This window comes from Acinetobacter sp. Swhac1 (assembly GCF_013390985.1).
GTDB classification, from domain to species: Bacteria; Pseudomonadota; Gammaproteobacteria; order Pseudomonadales; family Moraxellaceae; genus Acinetobacter; species Acinetobacter towneri.
Genome location: NZ_JACASN010000002.1, coordinates 43,513 through 62,605 on the forward strand (window position 1 = coordinate 43,513; position 19,093 = coordinate 62,605).

Genomic DNA, 19,093 nt, shown 5'->3' on the forward strand with positions numbered 1-19,093 from the left:
GACAGGTAGATGATGGAATGACGGCTCACAAAATTTATGCGGTTGTGTTGGCAAGCGTGTTGTGTGCCAGTCATTCGAGTGTTTGGGCTGCGCCAGATTGGGAGTTAGATGGCCCTACACTACAACAGGACTATGTCGATGTGCCTGTAGAGTCGATACAGGAATTTGTACAAATCTATGGCATTGTCAAAGACAACTATGTGACTGAAAAAAGTGATGATGCCTTGTTTCAGCAAGCCATTCGTGGCTTGGTGAGCGGTTTAGACCGTTATTCACGCTATTTAACTGCTGAAGAATATAAACAACTTTTACAATATACCGAAGGCGACTTGGCCTCGGTTGATTTTACTTTGCGCTATGACGCTGCCCAGCAACATTGGGTCATTCAAAATTTAAGTGCCAATGCCGACTCGGCTAAACAAGGGCTGAAGAATGGCGACAGCCTATTTAAAATTGATAACCAAGAACTGAAAAAGCTGAGTGCAGATCAGGTCAATAACCTGCTCACAGGCTCAGTGGGATCGACTGTAAGCGTACAACGTGCAGCCAATCAGCCTGAAATTATGTTGGTACGCAACAAAAAAGTAGAAACCGATATTCAGGCGCAGATGCTTTCTAATCAGGTCTTGTTGTTAAAAGTACGTGTGTTTCAGCAAGACACCGCCAATGAAATTAAACGCTTAATTGAAGAACATAGCACGCCACGCTTAAAAGCCGTATTGATTGATCTGCGTAATAACCCAGGAGGCTTACTGTCTGCTGCGGTGGAATCTGCCGATTTATTTTTAAATCAGGGTGTGATTGTATCGACCAAAAGTCGTTCTGAAGGCGATCAACAATTTCAGGCGTTACCTAGCTTTGAATTTCAAAATTTAAAAGTCGGAGTACTGATTAATCATCGCTCTGCATCTGCGGCAGAAGTCTTTACCGGTGCTTTAAAAGACCATTCACGCGCTTGGGTGATGGGCGAAAAAAGTTATGGCAAGGGGGTGGTGCAAAAGCTGTTCCCACTTAGCGATGGTGCTGCCTTACAAATGACGGTTTCGCATTATTACACCCCACGCGAGCAAATGATTGAAGGGGTTGGGATTCAGCCGAATCAGCAATATATTCAAAGTCCTGAAATGAAAGAAGAGGCTTATCTTGAGCATGTGGCAGATTTACTGCTGAGCCGCCGTTAAGTCTCATCTGAGTAACACGTATTTTTAGACAGTCTTCATTGTTTAGCGTTTACTCATCTTCAGTATCTAATCCAAACTTTTTCAGACGATAGCGCAAAGAACGGAAAGACATGCCCAATTTTTTTGCTGCCAACGTACGGTTCCAGTGGGTCAGGTGCAGCGCATTCAGTAAAATGTCTTTTTCTACTTTTTCCAAGTAGGCTTCTAAACCTTCTTCAGGCAGTTTGCGTCCTGTCAGCAATACATCTGTCACGATCTGCTGTGGTGTTTCTGCTGTAGGTTGTGATTCAGTGGTTGCTGTATTGCTCATACTGAATTGGCGCAAGGGTGCGGTTTGTAAGTGTTTGAGATCAATAACATCATCATCACTCAGGGTAATGGCACGTTCAATAATATTGCGTAACTCACGCACATTACCCGGATAGTACTGTTCTAATAAAAATTGCTGGGCACGAGGTGTCAGTTGTTTGGCAGGAATGTCCCATTCTTGTGCAACTTTTTGAATGAAGTGGTCTGCCAATAACAGAATATCTTGTCCACGTTCACGCAAGGCAGGCAAGACCAAATCCATCACGTGAATACGGAAGAATAAATCCTGACGGAAACGTCCTTGCTGAACCAAACTTTCTAAGTCCTGATGACTGGCGCTGATCACACGAAAATCGACATCAATTTCACTATCTGAACCCACAGGACGGATGCGCTTTTCCTGAACGGCACGCAGCAGTTTGACTTGCATGCTCAGTGGCAGTTCGGCAATTTCATCTAAAAATAAGCTGCCACCATGTGCAGATTGAATCAGACCTTGTTTGTCTTGAGTCGCTCCTGTAAAGCTACCTTTTTTGTGTCCAAATAGCTCGCTTTCCATGAGTTCGGTGGGGATTGCACCACAGTTAATTGCAATAAATGGTCCTTCGTTGCGGTTACTTAAACGGTGAACCAAATTGGCGACAACTTCTTTCCCCGTACCCGATTCGCCTGTAATAAATACAGGCGCTTGCGAGCGCGCAATTTTTTTGATGGTGCTGCGCAATTGTTGAATAGGCAAAGACTGCCCAATCAACATTTTATATTCAAGCTGATCTTGGCTGTGATGATCGGTGGTGTCGAAAGGTTTATTCAGTGCTTTTTCAAGGAGTTGCTGTAAATGTATTTGATTGACAGGCTTGCTGACAAAGTCAAATGCACCTGCTTTTAAAGCAGCAATCGCAATATCCATATTGCCGTAGGCGGTCAATACGGCAACAGGTACATTCGGATATTGTTCGGAAATCCATTCAACCAGTTGCAAGCCATTGCCATCGGGCAGGTTTAAGTCGGTTAAGCAAGCATCGTACTGATGTTCTGCCAATAACTGCTTGGCTTGCACTAAACGATACGCGACATGGGTTTGAATCCCCATACGTGCCAAAGTCATCTGCATGAGGGTACAAAGGTCTTCTTCGTCATCGACCAATAAAACCAAAGGTTGAACAGCGTGCATATTTTCCCCAAAACCACACAAAATTAAATCAAAACCACAGCAACAAGATTGATCCAATATCAATCGCGTTTATTCAATGGCACGTAGACATTTCATCCTGAAACATGCGCCTTGTTCTTGTTCTACATAGCTCAGCTTGGCTTGATTCGCCTCGCAAAAACTATGCGATAGATACAATCCTAAACCAGTTCCATTGATTTCGGTACTGAAAAATGGCTGGAATAGATAGAGGAGATCTTGACTGGCGACACCTGCACCAAAATCCCGCACATCAATATAAATATAAGTTGTTTGCGGGTAGACCGTAATCTCAATGGGCTGCTGTGCAGCATTGTGTCGAATGGCGTTACGAATCAGGTTAATCAGCACTTGGCGAAACTGTGATTCATCAAACTGGATGCTCAGTGGTTCGGTCAGTGTAAGCTGAATTTGACTCGCTGCATCAGGTAAATCTTCCTGAATGAATTGTGGCAAAAATTGATTGAGCTGAATCGCGACAGGCGTGGTTTGTTTATTTTTGACCATACTCAGCGTGTCGTGAATAATTTTATCAATCCGGGTCGCTTGTTTGCTGATCATGTCGGACAGCAATTGTTGCTGTGCAGCATCACTGCCTGTAAATAAATTGTTGGCTTGTACAATGGCTGCCAAAGGGTTACGAATTTCGTGCGCAATACTGGCAGAGAGTTGTCCTAAGGCGGCTAATTTGAGTTGCTGGACTTGCTGATTGATTTTACGTCCATCCTGCAGCGCCAATAAAGTCAGCGTTTGATGTGGCACTTTGAGTTTTTGCACCTGAATATGCACATGAAAATGACTCAGTTGTGACTCGAATTGAAATTTTTCTCCATCTTGCAATTGATCAAATTTGAACAGATCAAATAAATCGGGCTGAATTTTATACAATGGATAGGTCGCGTGCGCATATTTAGGATGAATCCCCAACAGATGACAGGCTGCAGGGTTGCTGAGGACGACATAGCAATTTTCATCTAAAACCAAATAGCCCATTTCGGTTTGTTCTAAAATATAACGGTTGATATTTTGTAGGCGGTTTAATTCCAAAGATTGCGAAAAATTTAGATTTTCTAAAATTTGGAAACGCCGTACTGCAATACGTCCACTGCCATAAACTACCCAAAATAAAAATGCCAATAGCGCACTTTGACCAATATTATTAAGCGATGAAAAGTCAAGCAAACTCCCAACAAAGTGTTGGTAAATCACCATAATCATCGCGATGAGGGTAATGGCTAAGGCTTTACGCTTTTGCAGCAAGAGTGATGCTGCAAAAATCGTGATCGCAAACAGCAGACTTAAATATAAATTAGGGCCATCGCTGGCAAAAGTCAGGCTACTGAGCGCGATAATATCGACTGCAAAAAACAGGGTCAGTTGTTGCGTGCTTTTAAAAGGAATATATTTATAGCTGATCAGTTGCAGGCAGCTAAAAATAAAATAGCAGACCAAGGTGTATAGATATAAACCCGGGTGCTGATATTGTGTGCCAAGCTGCTGAAAGGTGAGTAGGGTAATCAGCAGCAAACAAAAGGCAATCAGCAGTCGGTAAGTACCATACCACATGCCAAGATGATACTGATTTAACTCAGAATGTTGTTTTAAATCTGGCATATCGTAAAGGTCTTATTTGTGCATCAACAGCGTTGAAAATTTAGGGTTTAATCAGTCCATAACGAATGGCAAGGTGAGTCAGTTTGACATCACTATCAATATTTAATTTTTCAAAAATACGGTAACGATAGGTATTTACGGTTTTTACACTGACAAACAACTTATCGGCAATTTCCTGTGCGCTAATACAATTCACCACCATCATCGCCACTTGCATTTCACGTTCTGAAAGACAATCAAAAGGCGATTGTTGTGTGTCAGATAAGTATGAACTTGCCAGTTGTTCGGCAATGTCGGCACTGAAGTATTTACCGCCCTGCATGACTTTTTTAATGGCACGTACCATTTCACTGACAGGTGCGCCTTTGGTGATATAGCCTTTTGCACCTGCTTTCAGCAATAAAGAAGGGTAGGGTTCTTCTGCCAAACCACTCACCGCCAAGACCTTAGTGTCTGGTGCAGTTTGCAATAGACGACGTGTGGTTTCTACGCCTCCAATCCCAGGCATGTTCACATCTAACAACACCACATTAGGATGATGCTGACGCACTAAGGTAATCGCTTCTTCACCCGATTCAGCTTGTCCAATCACCTGCACATCGGCATGGTCTTCGAGCATACGGCAAATCCCAGTACGTACCAATTCATGATCGTCGACTACTAAAACTGTGATCACCTACACTCTCCCTTTGAAAAAATCATCTTTTTTGTTACATAAAGCAAAATTAGCTTGCAATGAAACGACAAAATTAGCAATGCTATTCTTAATCTAGAATGAAAAGTTCTGCACAATATGGTGTCAAAAACGATTCATTGTTGTATTTTTAAATGTAAGGCATATTTGAGGTAATACGCAAATGTATCTTACCTCCCTGAGTTGAGTAAGCAGTCGTGAAAAATTCTAAGAAGTCGTTCATGCATGTGCTGGTCGCATCTATGATGTTCAGCCTAAGTTCTGTCAGTTTTGCTGAACTTGTCATCAATCCTTCCTCTGGGAGCGACGGTCAGGCGACCTTAAGTTGGTCTTCGGAGCAAGCCGATCAATTCTTAAATGGTGATCTGGAAAGTACCAGTGCGAGCGCTCAGGCTGCGCCAGAGAGCTATGTTGCTGAACCTACTCCGCCAGGTTCAACGAAAATTACCACTACAGTGCGTAGTAGCAATGGTGTTGCACCTGCTTCCACTGCGCCTAAAACAGTCCGTATTTTAGATACCTCTGCTTATAGCAACCAACCATCAGTTAATGCACGTGCGGCTTTGGTGATGGATGCGCAAACAGGTGAAGTGCTGTATAGCAAAAATACCAATGTGGCATTACCTATTGCATCTGTGACCAAGGTGATGACTGCCGTGGTGACTTCTGATGCACGTTTGAATATGTCTGAACAAATCACTTTGCAATCGATTGATTTTGCAGGTGCAGCAGGTAAAAACTCAAGCTCAACTTTGCGTGTGGGCGACAAGTTAAACCGTGCCGAAGCGTTACTGTTTGCATTAATGAAATCTGAAAATCCTGCAGCAGCAGCGTTGGCACGTACTTATCCAGGTGGGAAAAATGCCTTTGTAGCCGCAATGAATGCTAAAGCGCGTGAATTGGGCATGCATTCTACCCGTTTTACCGAAGCAACAGGCTTAGACCCACGTAATGTATCTTCTGCACGTGATTTGGGTATTTTGGTGAGTACTGCCTCGCAATATGGTTTGATTCGTCAATTCTCAACGACGCCAACGTATGACTTTAACTTGGGTTATCGAGTCTTGAAATCTAACAATACCAATGCACTGGTACGTAATGGTGGTTGGAATATTAATCTGTCTAAAACAGGCTATATCAATGAAGCAGGGCGTTGTGTGGTGATGCATACCACTTTGAATAACCGTCCTGCAGTGGTGGTGCTTTTGGGTGCAGATACTTCACAAGCACGTACCAATGATGCAACTCGCTTAATGAGTTGGGCAAGCCAGTTACCTAAACGTATTTAAGATCACATTCAGCTTGGAGCGTTGAGTTATCAATCGTATGACTCAACTTCCGTTAAAGTTGCATGATTCCAAATACAAAAAAACCTGCTAATGCAGGTTTTTTTGATCACGATTCAAAACTTACATGTTTGAAAGGATAGAGTCTTTTACTTGTTGCATTGTAGCATCAATAGAGAGCATCACCGCATCTGCACATTGTTTCATTGCAGTGTCAGGATCTTTCAGACCGTTACCTGTTACGGTACATACAATCACAGAACCTTCTTTGATTTTACCTGCTTTGATGTCGCGCATTGCACCACCAATAGACGCAGCAGATGCAGGCTCAACAAATACGCCTTCATACATTGAAAGCATGCGTTGTGCTTCTAAGATTTCAGCATCAGTTAGCTCATCAAACCAACCTTCTGAATCGCGTACAACGGCTTTGGCATGGTTCCAGCTTTGTGGGTTACCAATACGAATTGCAGTTGCAACAGTTTCAGGGTTTTCTACAGGCGCACCACGTAAGAATGGCGCAGCGCCAGACGCTTGATAACCCACCATGATTGGGCGGCCTTCAGGGTTTGGACCTGTGAATTTGTCCGTTGCTGCGTCATAGACCACTTGCTCGAATTGATCGGCAGATTGGTTGGCAACCGCTTCGGTATAACCCATCCAGTGTGCAGTAATGTTGCCTGCGTTACCTACAGGTAAGCAGTGGTAATCTGGTGCACGACCTAACTCATCTACAATTTCATACGCAATGGTCTTTTGACCTTGTAGGCGGTAAGGGTTGATCGAGTTCACAATGGTCACAGGTGCTTGGTCAGCAACTTCTTTAACTAGACGCATACCATCGTCAAAGTTACCGCGGATTTGCATGGTGATGGCACCGTACATCATCGCTTGTGCCATTTTACCCATGGCAATTTTGCCTTCAGGAATTAAAACGAATGCTTTGATGCCTGCACGTGCAGCATAGGCAGCAGCAGCAGCAGAAGTATTACCTGTAGATGCACAGATAATGGCTTTTGAACCTTCTTCAACTGCTTTAGTAACTGCCATGGTCATACCACGGTCTTTAAATGAACCTGTCGGGTTTAAGCCTTCATACTTCACATAAATTTCAACATCTTTACCAATAATGCGTGGAATATTCTCAAGCTTAATCAGTGGCGTGTTTCCTTCGCCTAGAGAGATTGCACGTGTGGTTGCAGACACTGGTAAACGGTCACGATAACGGTCAACTAAACCAGTATAACGATTGGCATTCGACATGATGATGTTCCAATTGTGTGTAGAGCTTGGCAAGGGGAAATACTCCCCTCCACCCGATTAATTATCAAGCGATTCTAAACGAATTCGTACAATTTCGCCATGAATGGTTGGCAATGCTTGAATTTGTTGTAACGCTTCATCCATTTTTGATTCTAGGACTGGGTCAGTCAGAATCACGATAGGAATAAGGTCTTTTAAGCGTGATTGCTGCATGATGGCATCAATACTGATTCCCGCGCGGCTTAAAATAGTGGTCACATCAGCAAGTACGCCAGTTTGGTCTTCGGCATTAATGCGAATGTAGTAACCCGTGGTCATTTCTTCACGGCTTAAAATTGGCAAGTCGGTTAAGGCTTCAAATGCCAATTGCGGAATTGTACCTGCGCCATCTTCGGTATAAGAAATGTCACGGACAATATCAACGACATCTGCAACTACTGCAGAGGCTGTTGGGCCTGCACCTGCACCTGCGCCATAATAGAGCGTTGGACCAACCGCATTGGCTTGTACCAAGACCGCGTTTTTCACGCCATTAACATTGGCAATCAATTCTTCTTCAGGAATTAAAGTTGGGTGAACACGCAATTCAATACCTTTATCGGTACGACGGGCAATCCCCAAGTGTTTGATGCGGAAACCGAGTTCTTCGGCATATTTCACATCTTGTGCGGTCACTTTGCCAATACCTTCGGTAAAGACTTTGTCAAACTGTAGTGGAATACCAAATGCACATGAAGCCAAAATAGTCAGTTTGTGTGCAGCATCAATACCTTCGACGTCAAAAGTCGGATCGGCTTCGGCATAGCCTAACTCTTGCGCTTCTTTCAGTACATCTTCAAATGCACGACCTTTTTCACGCATTTCACTTAAAATGAAGTTGCCTGTACCGTTGATGATGCCTGCCAACCATTCAATTTTGTTGGCAGCCAAACCTTCACGGATGACTTTAATAATTGGAATACCACCTGCAACCGCAGCTTCATAGGCAATTTGTACGGCATTGTCTTCAGCTGCTTTAAATAGCTCATTGCCGTGTTCTGCAAGTAGGGCTTTGTTGGCTGTCACTACTTGTTTGCCGTGCTTCATGGCTTCCATGATCACGTCATAAGCAGGGTGAATACCGCCCATCACTTCAACCACCACGTCTACATCGGGTTGACGGACAATGTCCATCAAGTCGGAGCTTTGCTTGACCGATTCAGGCAAGTTTAGGTCAGGACGCGGACGACGTGTTCCCACATAAGTGATTTCAATTTCACGACCGGTGCGACGTCTAATCTCAGCAGCATTTTCTTTTAATAGTTTAAGGGCACCACCACCCACAGTACCAAGACCGAGGATTGCCAGACGAACTGGTTTCACGTCACACTCCATATTTTAATAACTTTAAGCAAGCCTAGATCATAGCTAAAAAAACGCGCTGACTCTAGGGCAGATCTCACTTATCTTCACAGTATAAAAAAAAGTAAAATAACGCATAAAAAATCGTTATTTATATTGGCTTCATAGATGCTACGTCTTGGTGTATTGGGATGATGCAGCATCCACAGATCCGCTATTTTTATTTGTCTAAGCGCTTGATCAATTCAGCGGTAGACAGATAGCCGCCTAAATATACGCCTTCGGCATTATAAATCGCAGGTGTGCCATTGACGCCCATATTTAAGCCCAATTGATACTGAGCACGAACAGGGTTTTTACAGTTGGCAGGTGCAATTTGTGCGCCATTCATGACCTGATTAAAGGCAGCGTGACGATCTTCGCTACACCAAATTGCTTCCATAGCAGGCATGTGCTGTTCACCACGCGGCCAAGCAATGTAACGGACTTCAATGCCTTTACCATTCATTTCATCCATTTGTTCATGTAGACGATGGCAATATGGACAGCTGACATCGGTAAATACATAAATGACGTGTTTGGTTTTGCCTTTGGCAGGGAATACCAATAAATCTTCCTGTTTTAATTCAGCAAAAATTTTCTTGTTCACGCCTGCTTGCAGGTTTTCACTGACGTTATGTAGTTCTTTGTCACCTAAACGGATCACATCGCCCTGAATAATGTATTTGCCATCACTGGTGGCATAGACCGATGACATGCCTTCAAGACTCACCCAAAATAAATTTGGAACTTCAGTGGCTTTAATGTCGGTAATTTTGGCGTTGATACCTGCAGTTTTAAAATGTTGCTGCAAGGTTGTACTTAAACGCTGTTGTGCATTGCGTTCAATTAGGGTTGATGCTTCACCCGTTGCAGGCGCACTGGCGGTGAGTGTGGTTTGCTTTTTATCTTCATTGTTTGCATTTGAACATGCGGTGATTGCAAAAGCATTTGCCAGTGAACAGGCAATCAAAAGTGTCGAGCGGGTAAATGTCATAAACAACCCTTTCTTGTTGGCATAAAAAATAGAGCGTTAGCATAACAAAAAATATTCGTGATCGTTAGGGTCTGTTGCCATTTCATAAATGGCTTACGTTCATAGACGAAGTTTCAGTAGATCTTATGCTTCGACGTCGTTTTTGTTTTTTTAAGCCCGTGGATGATGCTGGGCATGCAATTGCTGCATACGGATTTGTGCGACGTGGGTGTAGATTTGTGTGGTGGATAAATCACTGTGCCCGAGCAGCATTTGTACCACGCGTAAATCTGCCCCATGATTGAGTAAGTGTGTGGCAAAGGCATGTCTTAACGTGTGTGGCGATAACTCGGCTTGAATGCCTGCTTGCAGGGCATAGCGTTTAATGGCATACCAAAAATTTTGTCGGCTCATAATGCCGCCATGCACCGTTAAAAATAGATAATCGGTAGCACTTTTATACAGTTGCGGACGCGACTCGGTTAAATATTTTTCTATCCATTCACAAGCGACTTGTCCCATAGGCACCAAACGCTCTTTATTGCCTTTACCTACAATTCGTAAATAGCCTTGTTTTAGGTTGATTAATTCTAAACGTAAATTCAGCAATTCCGTCACTCGTAAACCGCAAGCATATAAGACTTCAAGCATGGCACGATCTCGTAATCCGAGTGCAGTGTTGATGTCGGGGGCGTGAATTAAAGCTTCAACATCGGCTTCAGATAAATCTTTGGGTAAGGCACGACCTAATTTTGGGGTTTTATGCGCAGCAACAGGGTTGTCAGAGCGCAGTTTGTGCTCTCTTAAAAATTTATAAAAAGAACGTAGTGCAGACAGGCAGCGTGCAATAGAGCGGGGGCTTTTTTGTTGTTTGGTGAGTTCGATGAGTACATCTGAAATATCGTCATGATTCCATTCAGGCATGGGTTTGCTGACATAGTCACTGCATTGAATTAAATCGGACAGATAGGCATTGCGGGTATGCGGGCTGACACTTTGCGCGATTAAATCGTTGCGATAGCCTTCCAAAAAGCTTAAAGCTTCTGGAATTTGTATTGCAGCAGGAATACGAGGTTTTTTGTTCAGCATAGGAATCACAGGCGAAATCACAAAATTAATTGAGAAATTCGATAATAAGCAGCGTTATTTTCTACTCTAATCCAATTCAGCAAGGCTGTCGATGTGATATAAAGCATTTAAATGTAAGTCGACCTTATTTGTTAATTGTTCTCATTTGCATGTTATAATGTGCAAAATGGTATAGGAATTTCACGGTGCGTTTGTCAGAACTTAAAGCAAAACAAACAGCCATCATCCGTCAGGTATTACGTACCGCCGATGGTGGAACATCCCTTAGTGACTTGGTGGCAAACCGCTTAGAAACACTGGGTTTTGTGCCGGGTACGCAGGTGCAGGTGATTACCAAAGGTATTTTTGGTGGTGATCCAATCCTGATTCAAGTGGGATTTACCCGTTTTGCTTTGCGCAAAGTAGAAGCTGAACGCATTGAAATTGAACAAGGGGTGTCCGCATGAGCGATGCCTTACGTATCGCACTTGTAGGGAATCCAAACTGCGGTAAAACATCTTTATTTAACCATTTGACAGGGACACGTCAAAAAGTTGGCAACTACGCAGGCGTGACTGTAGAGCGTAAAGTCGGGCAATTCACCTTGCCTTCGGGACAGGCGGTGCGGGTGTTGGATTTGCCCGGAACTTATAGTTTAGAAGCCACCAGTCCCGACGAAGCCATTACTCGAGATGTGGTACAAGGCAAAATAGCCGAAGAAGGTCAGCAAGATGCCTTTCTTTGTGTCGTGGATGCCACCAACCTGAAATTGCATTTGGGCTTGGTTTTGGAAATGATTGCACTGGGTCGTCCGATTTTGTTGGTACTCAACATGATGGATGAGGCGCGTCGTCGTGGCATGCAAATCAACACGCAAAAATTGTCTGAGCGTTTGGGTGTACCTGTGGTGGAAACCGTGGCAGTGCGTGATTCAGGTATTCAAAACTTAATGCATGCCTTAGATCAGGGCAAATTTGCTGTTCCGCAGACAGAATTGACAGGCTTAACAGGCAGTCAGCATCAACGGATTCAAACCATTTTGCATGATGTGGTGCACTTTGTAGATCAAGAAGACAAACGCTCCGACTTCCTCGATAAAATTTTTTTACATCCTGTATTCGGTTTAGTCAGCCTTGCGGTGATGATGTTTGTTGTCTTTCAAGCGGTATTTGCTTGGGCTGCACCGTTTATGGATGGCATCGAAAGTTTATTTGGCTGGCTAGGTGAAGTGATTGGCGAAAACATTAGCCATCCCTTGCTGAACAGCTTGATTGTGGATGGCATTATTGCGGGCGCAGGCGGTGTGGTGGTGTTCTTGCCGCAAATTTTAATTCTGTTCCTGTTTATTTTAATTCTGGAAGAATCAGGCTATTTGCCACGTGCCGCATTCTTGCTCGATAAACTGATGTTTAGCGCAGGTTTGAGTGGTCGTGCCTTTATTCCATTGCTGTCTAGTTTTGCCTGTGCAGTGCCGGGTATTATGGCAACACGTAGTATTGCCGACCCACGTGATCGTCTAACCACGATTATGGTCGCGCCGTTAATGACTTGTTCTGCGCGCTTACCTGTATATGCCTTACTCATCGCTGCATTTATTCCCAATCAAACCGTTTGGGGTATGTTTAATTTACAAGGCCTCGTGCTATTCGGTCTGTATATGGCGGGCATTTTGAGTGCCTTAGGCGTATCTTTTGTGCTTAAATTTTTGCAAAAAGATAAATCTGAGCATGTCTTGTTGATGGAACTACCAAGTTACCGTTTTCCAGACCTAAAAAGTGTTTGGATTGGTTTGCTAGATCGCGCCAAAATTTTCTTAAAGCGTGTCGGTGGCATTATTTTTGCACTGTCGATTTTATTGTGGTTCTTGTGTACGTTCCCGCAGCCGCCTGAAGGCGCGACCATGCCTGCAATTGACTATAGTTTTGCAGGGATGCTGGGGCATGTATTACAGCCAATTTTTGCTCCTGTGGGCTTTAACTGGCAGATCGTGATTGCCTTGATTCCTGCGATGGCAGCGCGTGAAGTGGTGGTGGCTGCATTAGGCACAGTCTATGCCTTATCTGCAGTGGATGAAGATGCCATGTCCCAAGGTTTGGCTGCTTTAATTAGTGGTGGTGGTGAACTGGGCTGGTCATTGGCAACGGGTTTATCGTTATTGGTGTGGTTTATTTATGCACCGCATTGTTTGGCAACTTTAGCAACGGTAAAACGCGAAACAGGATCATGGCGTACGGTCAGTATTATGACCTGCTATCTATTTGGTTTGGCTTATTTCATGTCATTCCTGACTTATCAAACGGCATCGTATTTGTTGGGTTAAGGCACATGCCTGACCTACAGGAGTAGATGAACATGGTTGAAATTTTAATTGTTGCTGCATTGGTACTGTGGAGTGCTGTAGTAGTCTTTAAAAAAGTCTTTCCCAAGACTTCTGGCGCAGTTTTTCTAAAACTCTCCAATTTCTGTACTGAAAAAGGCTGGCATGGCTTGGCCAAATGGCTAAAACCTGCAGCCGCGGCAGGCTGTGGCGGCAGTTGTGGTTGTGATTCTCAAGATCAACCCGCAGAAAAGAAAGTTGAAGTTCAAGCGGTGAAGTGGAAATAGGCTTGTTTATTCACTTTAGCAATATTCTTTTTAAAAACCGTCTGCAATATGACAGTTTTTTTACGCACTGACACAAAAAAACTGCAGGAACTGCAAACAGAAAAAGCATTCAAAACAGCAAAGTGCTACTATTTTGTCTGTTTCAAAATTAGCGCACAAAATGGGGCAAAAATGTTAATACAACGTGGTGGATTAAAAGTCGTTGCAGGACTTGGTATTTCTGGTGTTGCAGCCGTTAATTTTTTACATCATCAGGGTTACCGCGTTGCTGTGACAGATTCTCGCCCCACACCTCCAGGGCATGACCAAATTCCTGCCGAAGTAGAAACCCGTTTTGGTCAGTTTGATCAGGATTTATTGCTGTCTGCGGAAGAAATTGTGATTAGCCCAGGTTTAGATCCAAAACTCCCTGAAATTCAGGCTGCGATGGCGCAGGGCATTCCTGTGGTGAGTGAAATTCAGATTTTACGTCGTGCGACCGACAAACCTATTGTGGCAATTACAGGGTCTAATGCGAAAAGTACCGTTACCACACTGATTGGTTTAATGGCAGAGCAGGCAGGTAAAAAAGTCGCGGTAGGTGGAAATTTGGGACGCCCTGCGCTGGATTTGATTAAAGATGATCCTGAACTGTATATTTTAGAACTCTCCAGTTTTCAGCTAGAAACCACCTCGAATTTAAATGCAGAAGTGGCGGTAGTGCTGAACATGAGTGAAGACCATTTAGACCGTCATGGCGATATGTTTGGTTATCACACCGCCAAACATCGTATTTTTCAGGGTGTGAAAAAAGTGGTGTTTAACCGTGATGATGCTTTGAGTCGTCCGTTGGTGCCAGATCAGACTCCTATGCAAAGTTTTGGCTTAAATGCGCCTGACCTAAACCAATACGGCTTATTAAAAGATGATGATGGCAGCATGTGGTTGGCACGTGGGCGTGAGCGTTTATTAAAAAGCACCGAGATGTATATTCAAGGCACACACAATATTGCTAATGCATTAGCGTGTTTGGCATTGGGTGAAGCCATTGGTTTATCTATGCACAGCATGCTGGAAACGCTGAAAACCTTTAAAGGTTTGGAGCATCGTTGTGAATTCGTCAAAGAATTACATGGGGTGCGTTATTATAATGACTCCAAAGGAACCAACATCGGTGCAACTTTGGCAGCTTTAGATGGCTTGGGTGCAGCAATTCAGGCACAAGGCGGTAAGGTTGCGATTATTTTAGGTGGGCAAGGCAAAGGGCAGGACTTTACTGCGCTACGTCAATCATTGCAACAATATGCCAAACTGGCAGTGTTGATTGGTGAAGATGCCACGAAAATTGAAACAGCAGTTGCGGGAACAACCCAACTCTTAACTGCAGATACCTTAGAACAAGCAGTTGAAATCTGCCAACAACATACACAAGCGCATGATGTGGTGCTATTGTCACCTGCATGTGCAAGTTTTGATATGTTCTCGGGCTATCCAGAACGTGGTCACAAGTTCGTTGCTTATGTCAACGCACTGGTATAACAACAATAAGGTGTGAGATATGGCTGGCTTTGCTCAGACAACAATCAATAAACTCAATCAGGTCTATGATCGCTGGTTACCCAAACTGCCAGCGGAAGTGAATGTACGCAATGTACTGATTTTTAGCGTACTGGCGCTGTTATGTATTGGTTCAATCATGGTGGCATCGGCTTCGATGCCTTATGCCGAGCGCATGCATGAAAATGCCTTTCACTATGTATTGCGTCATGGCATTTCTATTGTGGTGGCATTAATCGCTGCCGTGATTGCCTATAGAGTGCCGCTGAATACCTGGTTTAACAACACCTTCTTTCTGTGGATTGTGACCATTGCCTTGTTGGCTGCAGTGTTGTTAGTGGGTACTGAAGTCAATGGTTCTAAACGCTGGATTCGGGTCGCAGGTTTTACCCTGCAAGCTTCCGAAGTCGCTAAAGTGATGATGGCCATTTTTACCGCTGACTATGTGGTGCGCCGTGCCGAAGAAGTGCGTAATAACATTAAAGGTCTGATTCGTCTTGCAGTGATTATGGCAGTCACGGTAGGTTTGGTGATTGCAGAGCCTGACTTGGGGGCGACCGTGGTGATTGCCTTGACCATGTTAGGGGTCTTCTTTTTAGCTGGTGCGCCATTAATTCAGTTTGGTATTGCCTTTGGCGCGATTATTGCCGCCTTTGTGTTTTTGGTGGTATTTGAGCCTTATCGTTTTGAGCGTTTAATGTCGTTCTCAAACCCGTGGAATGACCCTTTGGGTGTCGGTTATCAGTTGTCTAACGCCTTAATGGCATTTGGACGCGGTGAATGGGCAGGCGTAGGCTTGGGGCATAGTATCCAGAAAATGTCCTATTTACCTGAAGCACATACGGACTTTATGTTGGCTGTCTTAGGTGAAGAGTTTGGCTTTTTAGGCATTTTTGTGGTGTTGAGCTTGTCTTTTGCTATGCTGATTGCCTGCATTAAAATTGGTCATCGCGCCCTGAAAAACCAGTACTTACGTGCAGGATATTTGGCTTATGGCATCAGCATTATCTTCTTATTACAGATTATGGTGAATGCAGGCATGAATATGGGTATGTTGCCTACCAAAGGTTTGACTCTACCTTTTATTAGTTATGGTGGTTCATCGTTAATTATGTGTGCAGTGATGGTGAGTTTGATTCTGAAAATTGAAGCCAGCACGCATGAGATTAACCCTAGCCGTGAAGAATCCAGCTTCTAGAATTTATCCTTCTATTTCGCTTCTGGCTGAGCATGGTGCAAGACCATGCTTGGCATGACTGTTCCGCAGTGTAAGCACTTGACTGTAGTATTTTTTTGTTTAGACATAGGAAACAAGGGAATAAAAAATAAGGAAAAATATTGTCGTTGCTGTCTGAGTTCATAGCTACTGCGAGTGCGGCAAACGGGGCAGCTAAATTGACTTTTCTCGACCACTTTGGTTTTCGGTCCAACACCAAAAATAAAAAACATGACACAACCTCAAATGATCCATTTCAATTTGAGCATAACTGAATTTTAAATTTTATAAATAATAGCCGTGTAAAGCTGTGCCTGCAGGAATACGTGAAAGATCCCATTGCTGAATGGCTTGCGTAAGCATGCGTGCAGGGGTGTCTAATTCGACAGTGGCTTGATTTAAGGCAGTTAAAGCGGCTTGTAGCAGCTTCGGTGCTTGGGCTAAATCTAAAGCTTGTGCCAAGTTCTGTTTAGACAGTTTTTGCCCTTGTGCATTCATGGCTAAAGGCAGGTGCGTGTAGCTGAGTTTAGGGTAGCCTAACAGTTGCCCCAAATAGATTTGCCGTGCGGTGTTGTCGAGTAAATCTGCGCCGCGAACCACATGGGTAATGCCTTGCAAATAATCATCCACCACCACTGCCAGTTGATAATTGATAATGCCATCACGCCGTTTTAGGACAAAATCGCCCAAGTCCTGCGCAAGGTTGGAACATTGTTTGTCTTGCAGGCGGTCTTGAAAGCAAATCTCTTGGTCTGTGACTTTGACTCGAATCGCTTGATTGGCAAAATCTAAACCTAAATTGCGGCAAGTCCCTGCATAAATATGATTGGAGCCAAGCATTTTGCGGGTGCATTGACAGGCATAGACCAAGTCGCGTTGCTGCAATTGTTGCAACACGGCTGCATAGAGATCGAGGCGATCTTTCTGGAAAATAATTTCGGCATCCGGCTCAAATTGAAAGGCATCAATACAACGCAAGATATGATTTTCACTGCCAGGGTAAATGCGTGGGATGTCAGTATCTTCAATACGTACCAGCCAAGTGCCGTGCTGGGCTTTGGCATCGCAATAACTGGCAACGGCAGTAATGAGAGAGCCAAAATGCAAAGGGCCGGTTGGCGATGGCGCAAACCGACCTGAGTAGCGCGTCAGCGAAATATGATCTCGCTGCTGCGCATGGGGAGCATGCTCCGCTAAAGAATTTTCAACAGTCACAATTAACCGTTATTTTGCTTCTCTTTGATCTCTGCCAAAGTTTTGCAGTCAATACATAACGTTGCCGTTGGGCGTGCTTCTAAACGACGCAGACCAATTTCGATACCACAAGTTTCACAGAAACCATAGTCATCGTTTTTAATCGCTTCAATGGATTGTTCAATTTTACGAATCAATTTACGTTCACGGTCACGGGTACGTAATTCAATCGCAAATTCTTCTTCTTGTGTCGCGCGGTCATTCACATCAGGCAAAGCGGTATTTTCGTCTTGCATGGTGTTGAGTGTACGATCTACTTCTGACATTAACTCTTCTTTCCACGCCATTAAAATTTGACGGAAATGTTCGAGTTGTCCTTCAGACATGTATTCTTCATTCTTTTTCGGCTGATAAGGTGCAATACCAAATAAGCTAGCTGTAGAACCACCCTCTAAAGCCTTTGGCTTTGCCTTACGCACGCGTTTTGTAGCTTTTTCTTCTACAAGATCTGTTTGTTCGTCCAAGACTTGATTTTGGTTGTCATTCGCCATGTAGGGCATTCCTCATCATATGCGTAAGATTCATACGCGAAAAATATGGTGATATGCAAGTGTTTTTATCCACTCCCTCAGAAAGAATTCTCTCTTCGGGGGACGTCATCATATAGACTTTTTTTGATTATGGATAGTCTTTGATGTTTGGATGTGTTATCGCATTTTTTCGTTGAAGGCATAAAGTAAAGCAAAAAAAATAAAATGGAAAGTTAATAACCTGAAATTTCAAAATTTATTTGTTGTGTGACATGCTCAACCCGATGCACTTGGGTGCTAAAACTGCCATCTGCATTCAAATGTAACACACGGTAACCCGGTGCCTCAGGCCCAAGCGCAAAGTGCTGGCTATGTGGTTTAAATTGCACGCAGGTCGAAGGCGTAGAGTAAAATTGAATCCCTTGCCATTCATTTAATGAGTCTTGATGCACATGCCCACACAGCACCAATTTGACATTGTTGTGGCGTGCCAATACATCAATTAAGGCTTCGGTATTTTTAAGTTTGTGCTGATCTATCCAGTGCGATTGCATATCAAAAGGATGGTGATGACAGGCAATAATCACCTGCTGCTGCGCATGTTGTTGCAGAACCTGATCTAATTGTTGTAACTGTGCTGTATCCATCCAGCCATCAATCCGACCTTTGACTGCAGTATTCAGTAAAATGACACTCCAATTGCCCAACTCAATTGCATGAACTTGATTGGACTGTAAATGGAATGGGAAAACTGCGGCATCATCATGATTACCCGGAATCTGGAAATGCGGCGTATTTAAAGACTGCATAAACTGCAAATAACGCTGATAGGTTTCAGTAACGGGTATTTGTGCTAAATCGCCCGTATGGAAAATAGCATCAAGCTGCGGGTATTGCTGTTGAATATCATGCATCACCGAATGAAAGCTACGTTCAGGATTCATATGCACAAACTCTAAATCTTCCTGATTCATGAGGTGCGTATCGGAAATTTGTACAATGGTCCAGCGTTGCTGGTGATTGTTTGAGAATAAAGTCATGCCTGACCCC

At 43.7% G+C, this 19,093-nt stretch carries 18 protein-coding genes; 7 read left to right on the top strand and 11 right to left on the bottom strand.

All coding sequences use genetic code 11. From position 1 onward, the window contains the following. Window positions 1-17 precede the first annotated feature (17 nt). A complete protein-coding gene (locus tag HX743_RS01290; protein WP_004975690.1) occupies window positions 18-1,181 on the top strand; it encodes a S41 family peptidase in 1,164 nt (387 codons plus the stop codon). 49 nt (window positions 1,182-1,230) lie between these two features. On the opposite strand, the gene HX743_RS01295 is transcribed toward HX743_RS01290, so the two are convergent. From HX743_RS01295 to HX743_RS01305, 3 genes are all read right to left on the bottom strand, one after another. Next, window positions 1,231-2,664: a sigma-54 dependent transcriptional regulator gene (locus HX743_RS01295; RefSeq protein ID WP_178318308.1), complete on the bottom strand. Its 1,434-nt coding sequence runs from the start codon at window positions 2,662-2,664 to the stop codon at window positions 1,231-1,233. Window positions 2,665-2,733: 69 nt separating this feature from the next. Continuing rightward, window positions 2,734-4,296, bottom strand: a complete 1,563-nt coding sequence (locus tag HX743_RS01300; protein WP_004975700.1) for a PAS domain-containing sensor histidine kinase — start codon at window positions 4,294-4,296, stop codon at window positions 2,734-2,736. Between the two features lie 40 nt (window positions 4,297-4,336). After that, on the bottom strand, window positions 4,337-4,972 hold the full coding sequence (locus HX743_RS01305) for a response regulator (RefSeq protein ID WP_178318309.1): 636 nt from the start codon (window positions 4,970-4,972) through the stop codon (window positions 4,337-4,339). A 215-nt stretch (window positions 4,973-5,187) separates the two neighbouring features. Between HX743_RS01305 and HX743_RS01310 the strand changes: the two genes are divergently transcribed. Continuing rightward, window positions 5,188-6,279 (top strand): serine hydrolase, encoded by a 1,092-nt coding sequence (locus HX743_RS01310; protein ID WP_131260992.1) that lies wholly within the window; start codon window positions 5,188-5,190, stop codon window positions 6,277-6,279. A 120-nt stretch (window positions 6,280-6,399) separates the two neighbouring features. Here the strand turns inward: HX743_RS01310 and thrC are convergent, their stop codons facing one another. The 4 genes from thrC to xerD form a co-directional block, all read right to left on the bottom strand. After that, window positions 6,400-7,539, bottom strand: coding sequence for a threonine synthase (thrC, locus tag HX743_RS01315; RefSeq protein ID WP_004975706.1), 1,140 nt, complete (start codon window positions 7,537-7,539; stop codon window positions 6,400-6,402). A 57-nt stretch (window positions 7,540-7,596) separates the two neighbouring features. Further along, the gene (locus HX743_RS01320) at window positions 7,597-8,901 is read right to left on the bottom strand and encodes a homoserine dehydrogenase (RefSeq protein WP_004975708.1); all 1,305 of its coding nucleotides are present in this window, start codon (window positions 8,899-8,901) and stop codon (window positions 7,597-7,599) included. 199 nt (window positions 8,902-9,100) lie between these two features. Continuing rightward, window positions 9,101-9,916, bottom strand: coding sequence for a DsbC family protein (locus HX743_RS01325; RefSeq protein WP_178318310.1), 816 nt, complete (start codon window positions 9,914-9,916; stop codon window positions 9,101-9,103). 150 nt (window positions 9,917-10,066) lie between these two features. Then, entirely contained in the window at window positions 10,067-10,984 is a 918-nt protein-coding gene (gene xerD, locus HX743_RS01330) for a site-specific tyrosine recombinase XerD (RefSeq protein WP_004975712.1), read from the bottom strand. A gap of 185 nt (window positions 10,985-11,169) precedes the next feature. Here xerD and HX743_RS01335 point away from each other — a divergent pair, with 185 nt between their 5' ends. The 5 genes from HX743_RS01335 to ftsW all read left to right on the top strand — a co-directional run bounded on the left by HX743_RS01335 (window position 11,170) and on the right by ftsW (window position 16,301). Then, window positions 11,170-11,430: a FeoA family protein gene (locus HX743_RS01335; protein WP_004975713.1), complete on the top strand. Its 261-nt coding sequence runs from the start codon at window positions 11,170-11,172 to the stop codon at window positions 11,428-11,430. Then, window positions 11,427-13,283, top strand: a complete 1,857-nt coding sequence (locus HX743_RS01340) for a ferrous iron transporter B (RefSeq protein WP_178318311.1) — start codon at window positions 11,427-11,429, stop codon at window positions 13,281-13,283. The genes HX743_RS01335 and HX743_RS01340 overlap by 4 nt, the downstream gene beginning before the upstream one ends. Before the next feature lie 32 nt (window positions 13,284-13,315). Continuing rightward, window positions 13,316-13,567 (top strand): DUF6587 family protein, encoded by a 252-nt coding sequence (locus HX743_RS01345; protein ID WP_004975717.1) that lies wholly within the window; start codon window positions 13,316-13,318, stop codon window positions 13,565-13,567. A 171-nt stretch (window positions 13,568-13,738) separates the two neighbouring features. Next, window positions 13,739-15,085 (top strand): UDP-N-acetylmuramoyl-L-alanine--D-glutamate ligase, encoded by a 1,347-nt coding sequence (murD, locus tag HX743_RS01350; RefSeq protein ID WP_178318312.1) that lies wholly within the window; start codon window positions 13,739-13,741, stop codon window positions 15,083-15,085. Window positions 15,086-15,104: 19 nt separating this feature from the next. Continuing rightward, window positions 15,105-16,301, top strand: a complete 1,197-nt coding sequence (gene ftsW / locus HX743_RS01355; protein ID WP_104852919.1) for a putative lipid II flippase FtsW — start codon at window positions 15,105-15,107, stop codon at window positions 16,299-16,301. A gap of 11 nt (window positions 16,302-16,312) precedes the next feature. Here the strand turns inward: ftsW and HX743_RS01360 are convergent, their stop codons facing one another. The 4 genes from HX743_RS01360 to cpdA all read right to left on the bottom strand — a co-directional run bounded on the left by HX743_RS01360 (window position 16,313) and on the right by cpdA (window position 19,083). Further along, window positions 16,313-16,552 (bottom strand): zinc-ribbon domain-containing protein, encoded by a 240-nt coding sequence (locus HX743_RS01360; RefSeq protein WP_104852920.1) that lies wholly within the window; start codon window positions 16,550-16,552, stop codon window positions 16,313-16,315. 52 nt (window positions 16,553-16,604) lie between these two features. Beyond that, entirely contained in the window at window positions 16,605-17,534 is a 930-nt protein-coding gene (gluQRS, locus tag HX743_RS01365) for a tRNA glutamyl-Q(34) synthetase GluQRS (RefSeq protein ID WP_004975723.1), read from the bottom strand. A 2-nt stretch (window positions 17,535-17,536) separates the two neighbouring features. Continuing rightward, window positions 17,537-18,064: an RNA polymerase-binding protein DksA gene (gene dksA, locus HX743_RS01370; RefSeq protein ID WP_004975725.1), complete on the bottom strand. Its 528-nt coding sequence runs from the start codon at window positions 18,062-18,064 to the stop codon at window positions 17,537-17,539. A 212-nt stretch (window positions 18,065-18,276) separates the two neighbouring features. Continuing rightward, window positions 18,277-19,083, bottom strand: coding sequence for a 3',5'-cyclic-AMP phosphodiesterase (gene cpdA, locus HX743_RS01375; protein WP_178318313.1), 807 nt, complete (start codon window positions 19,081-19,083; stop codon window positions 18,277-18,279). Window positions 19,084-19,093 lie beyond the last annotated feature (10 nt).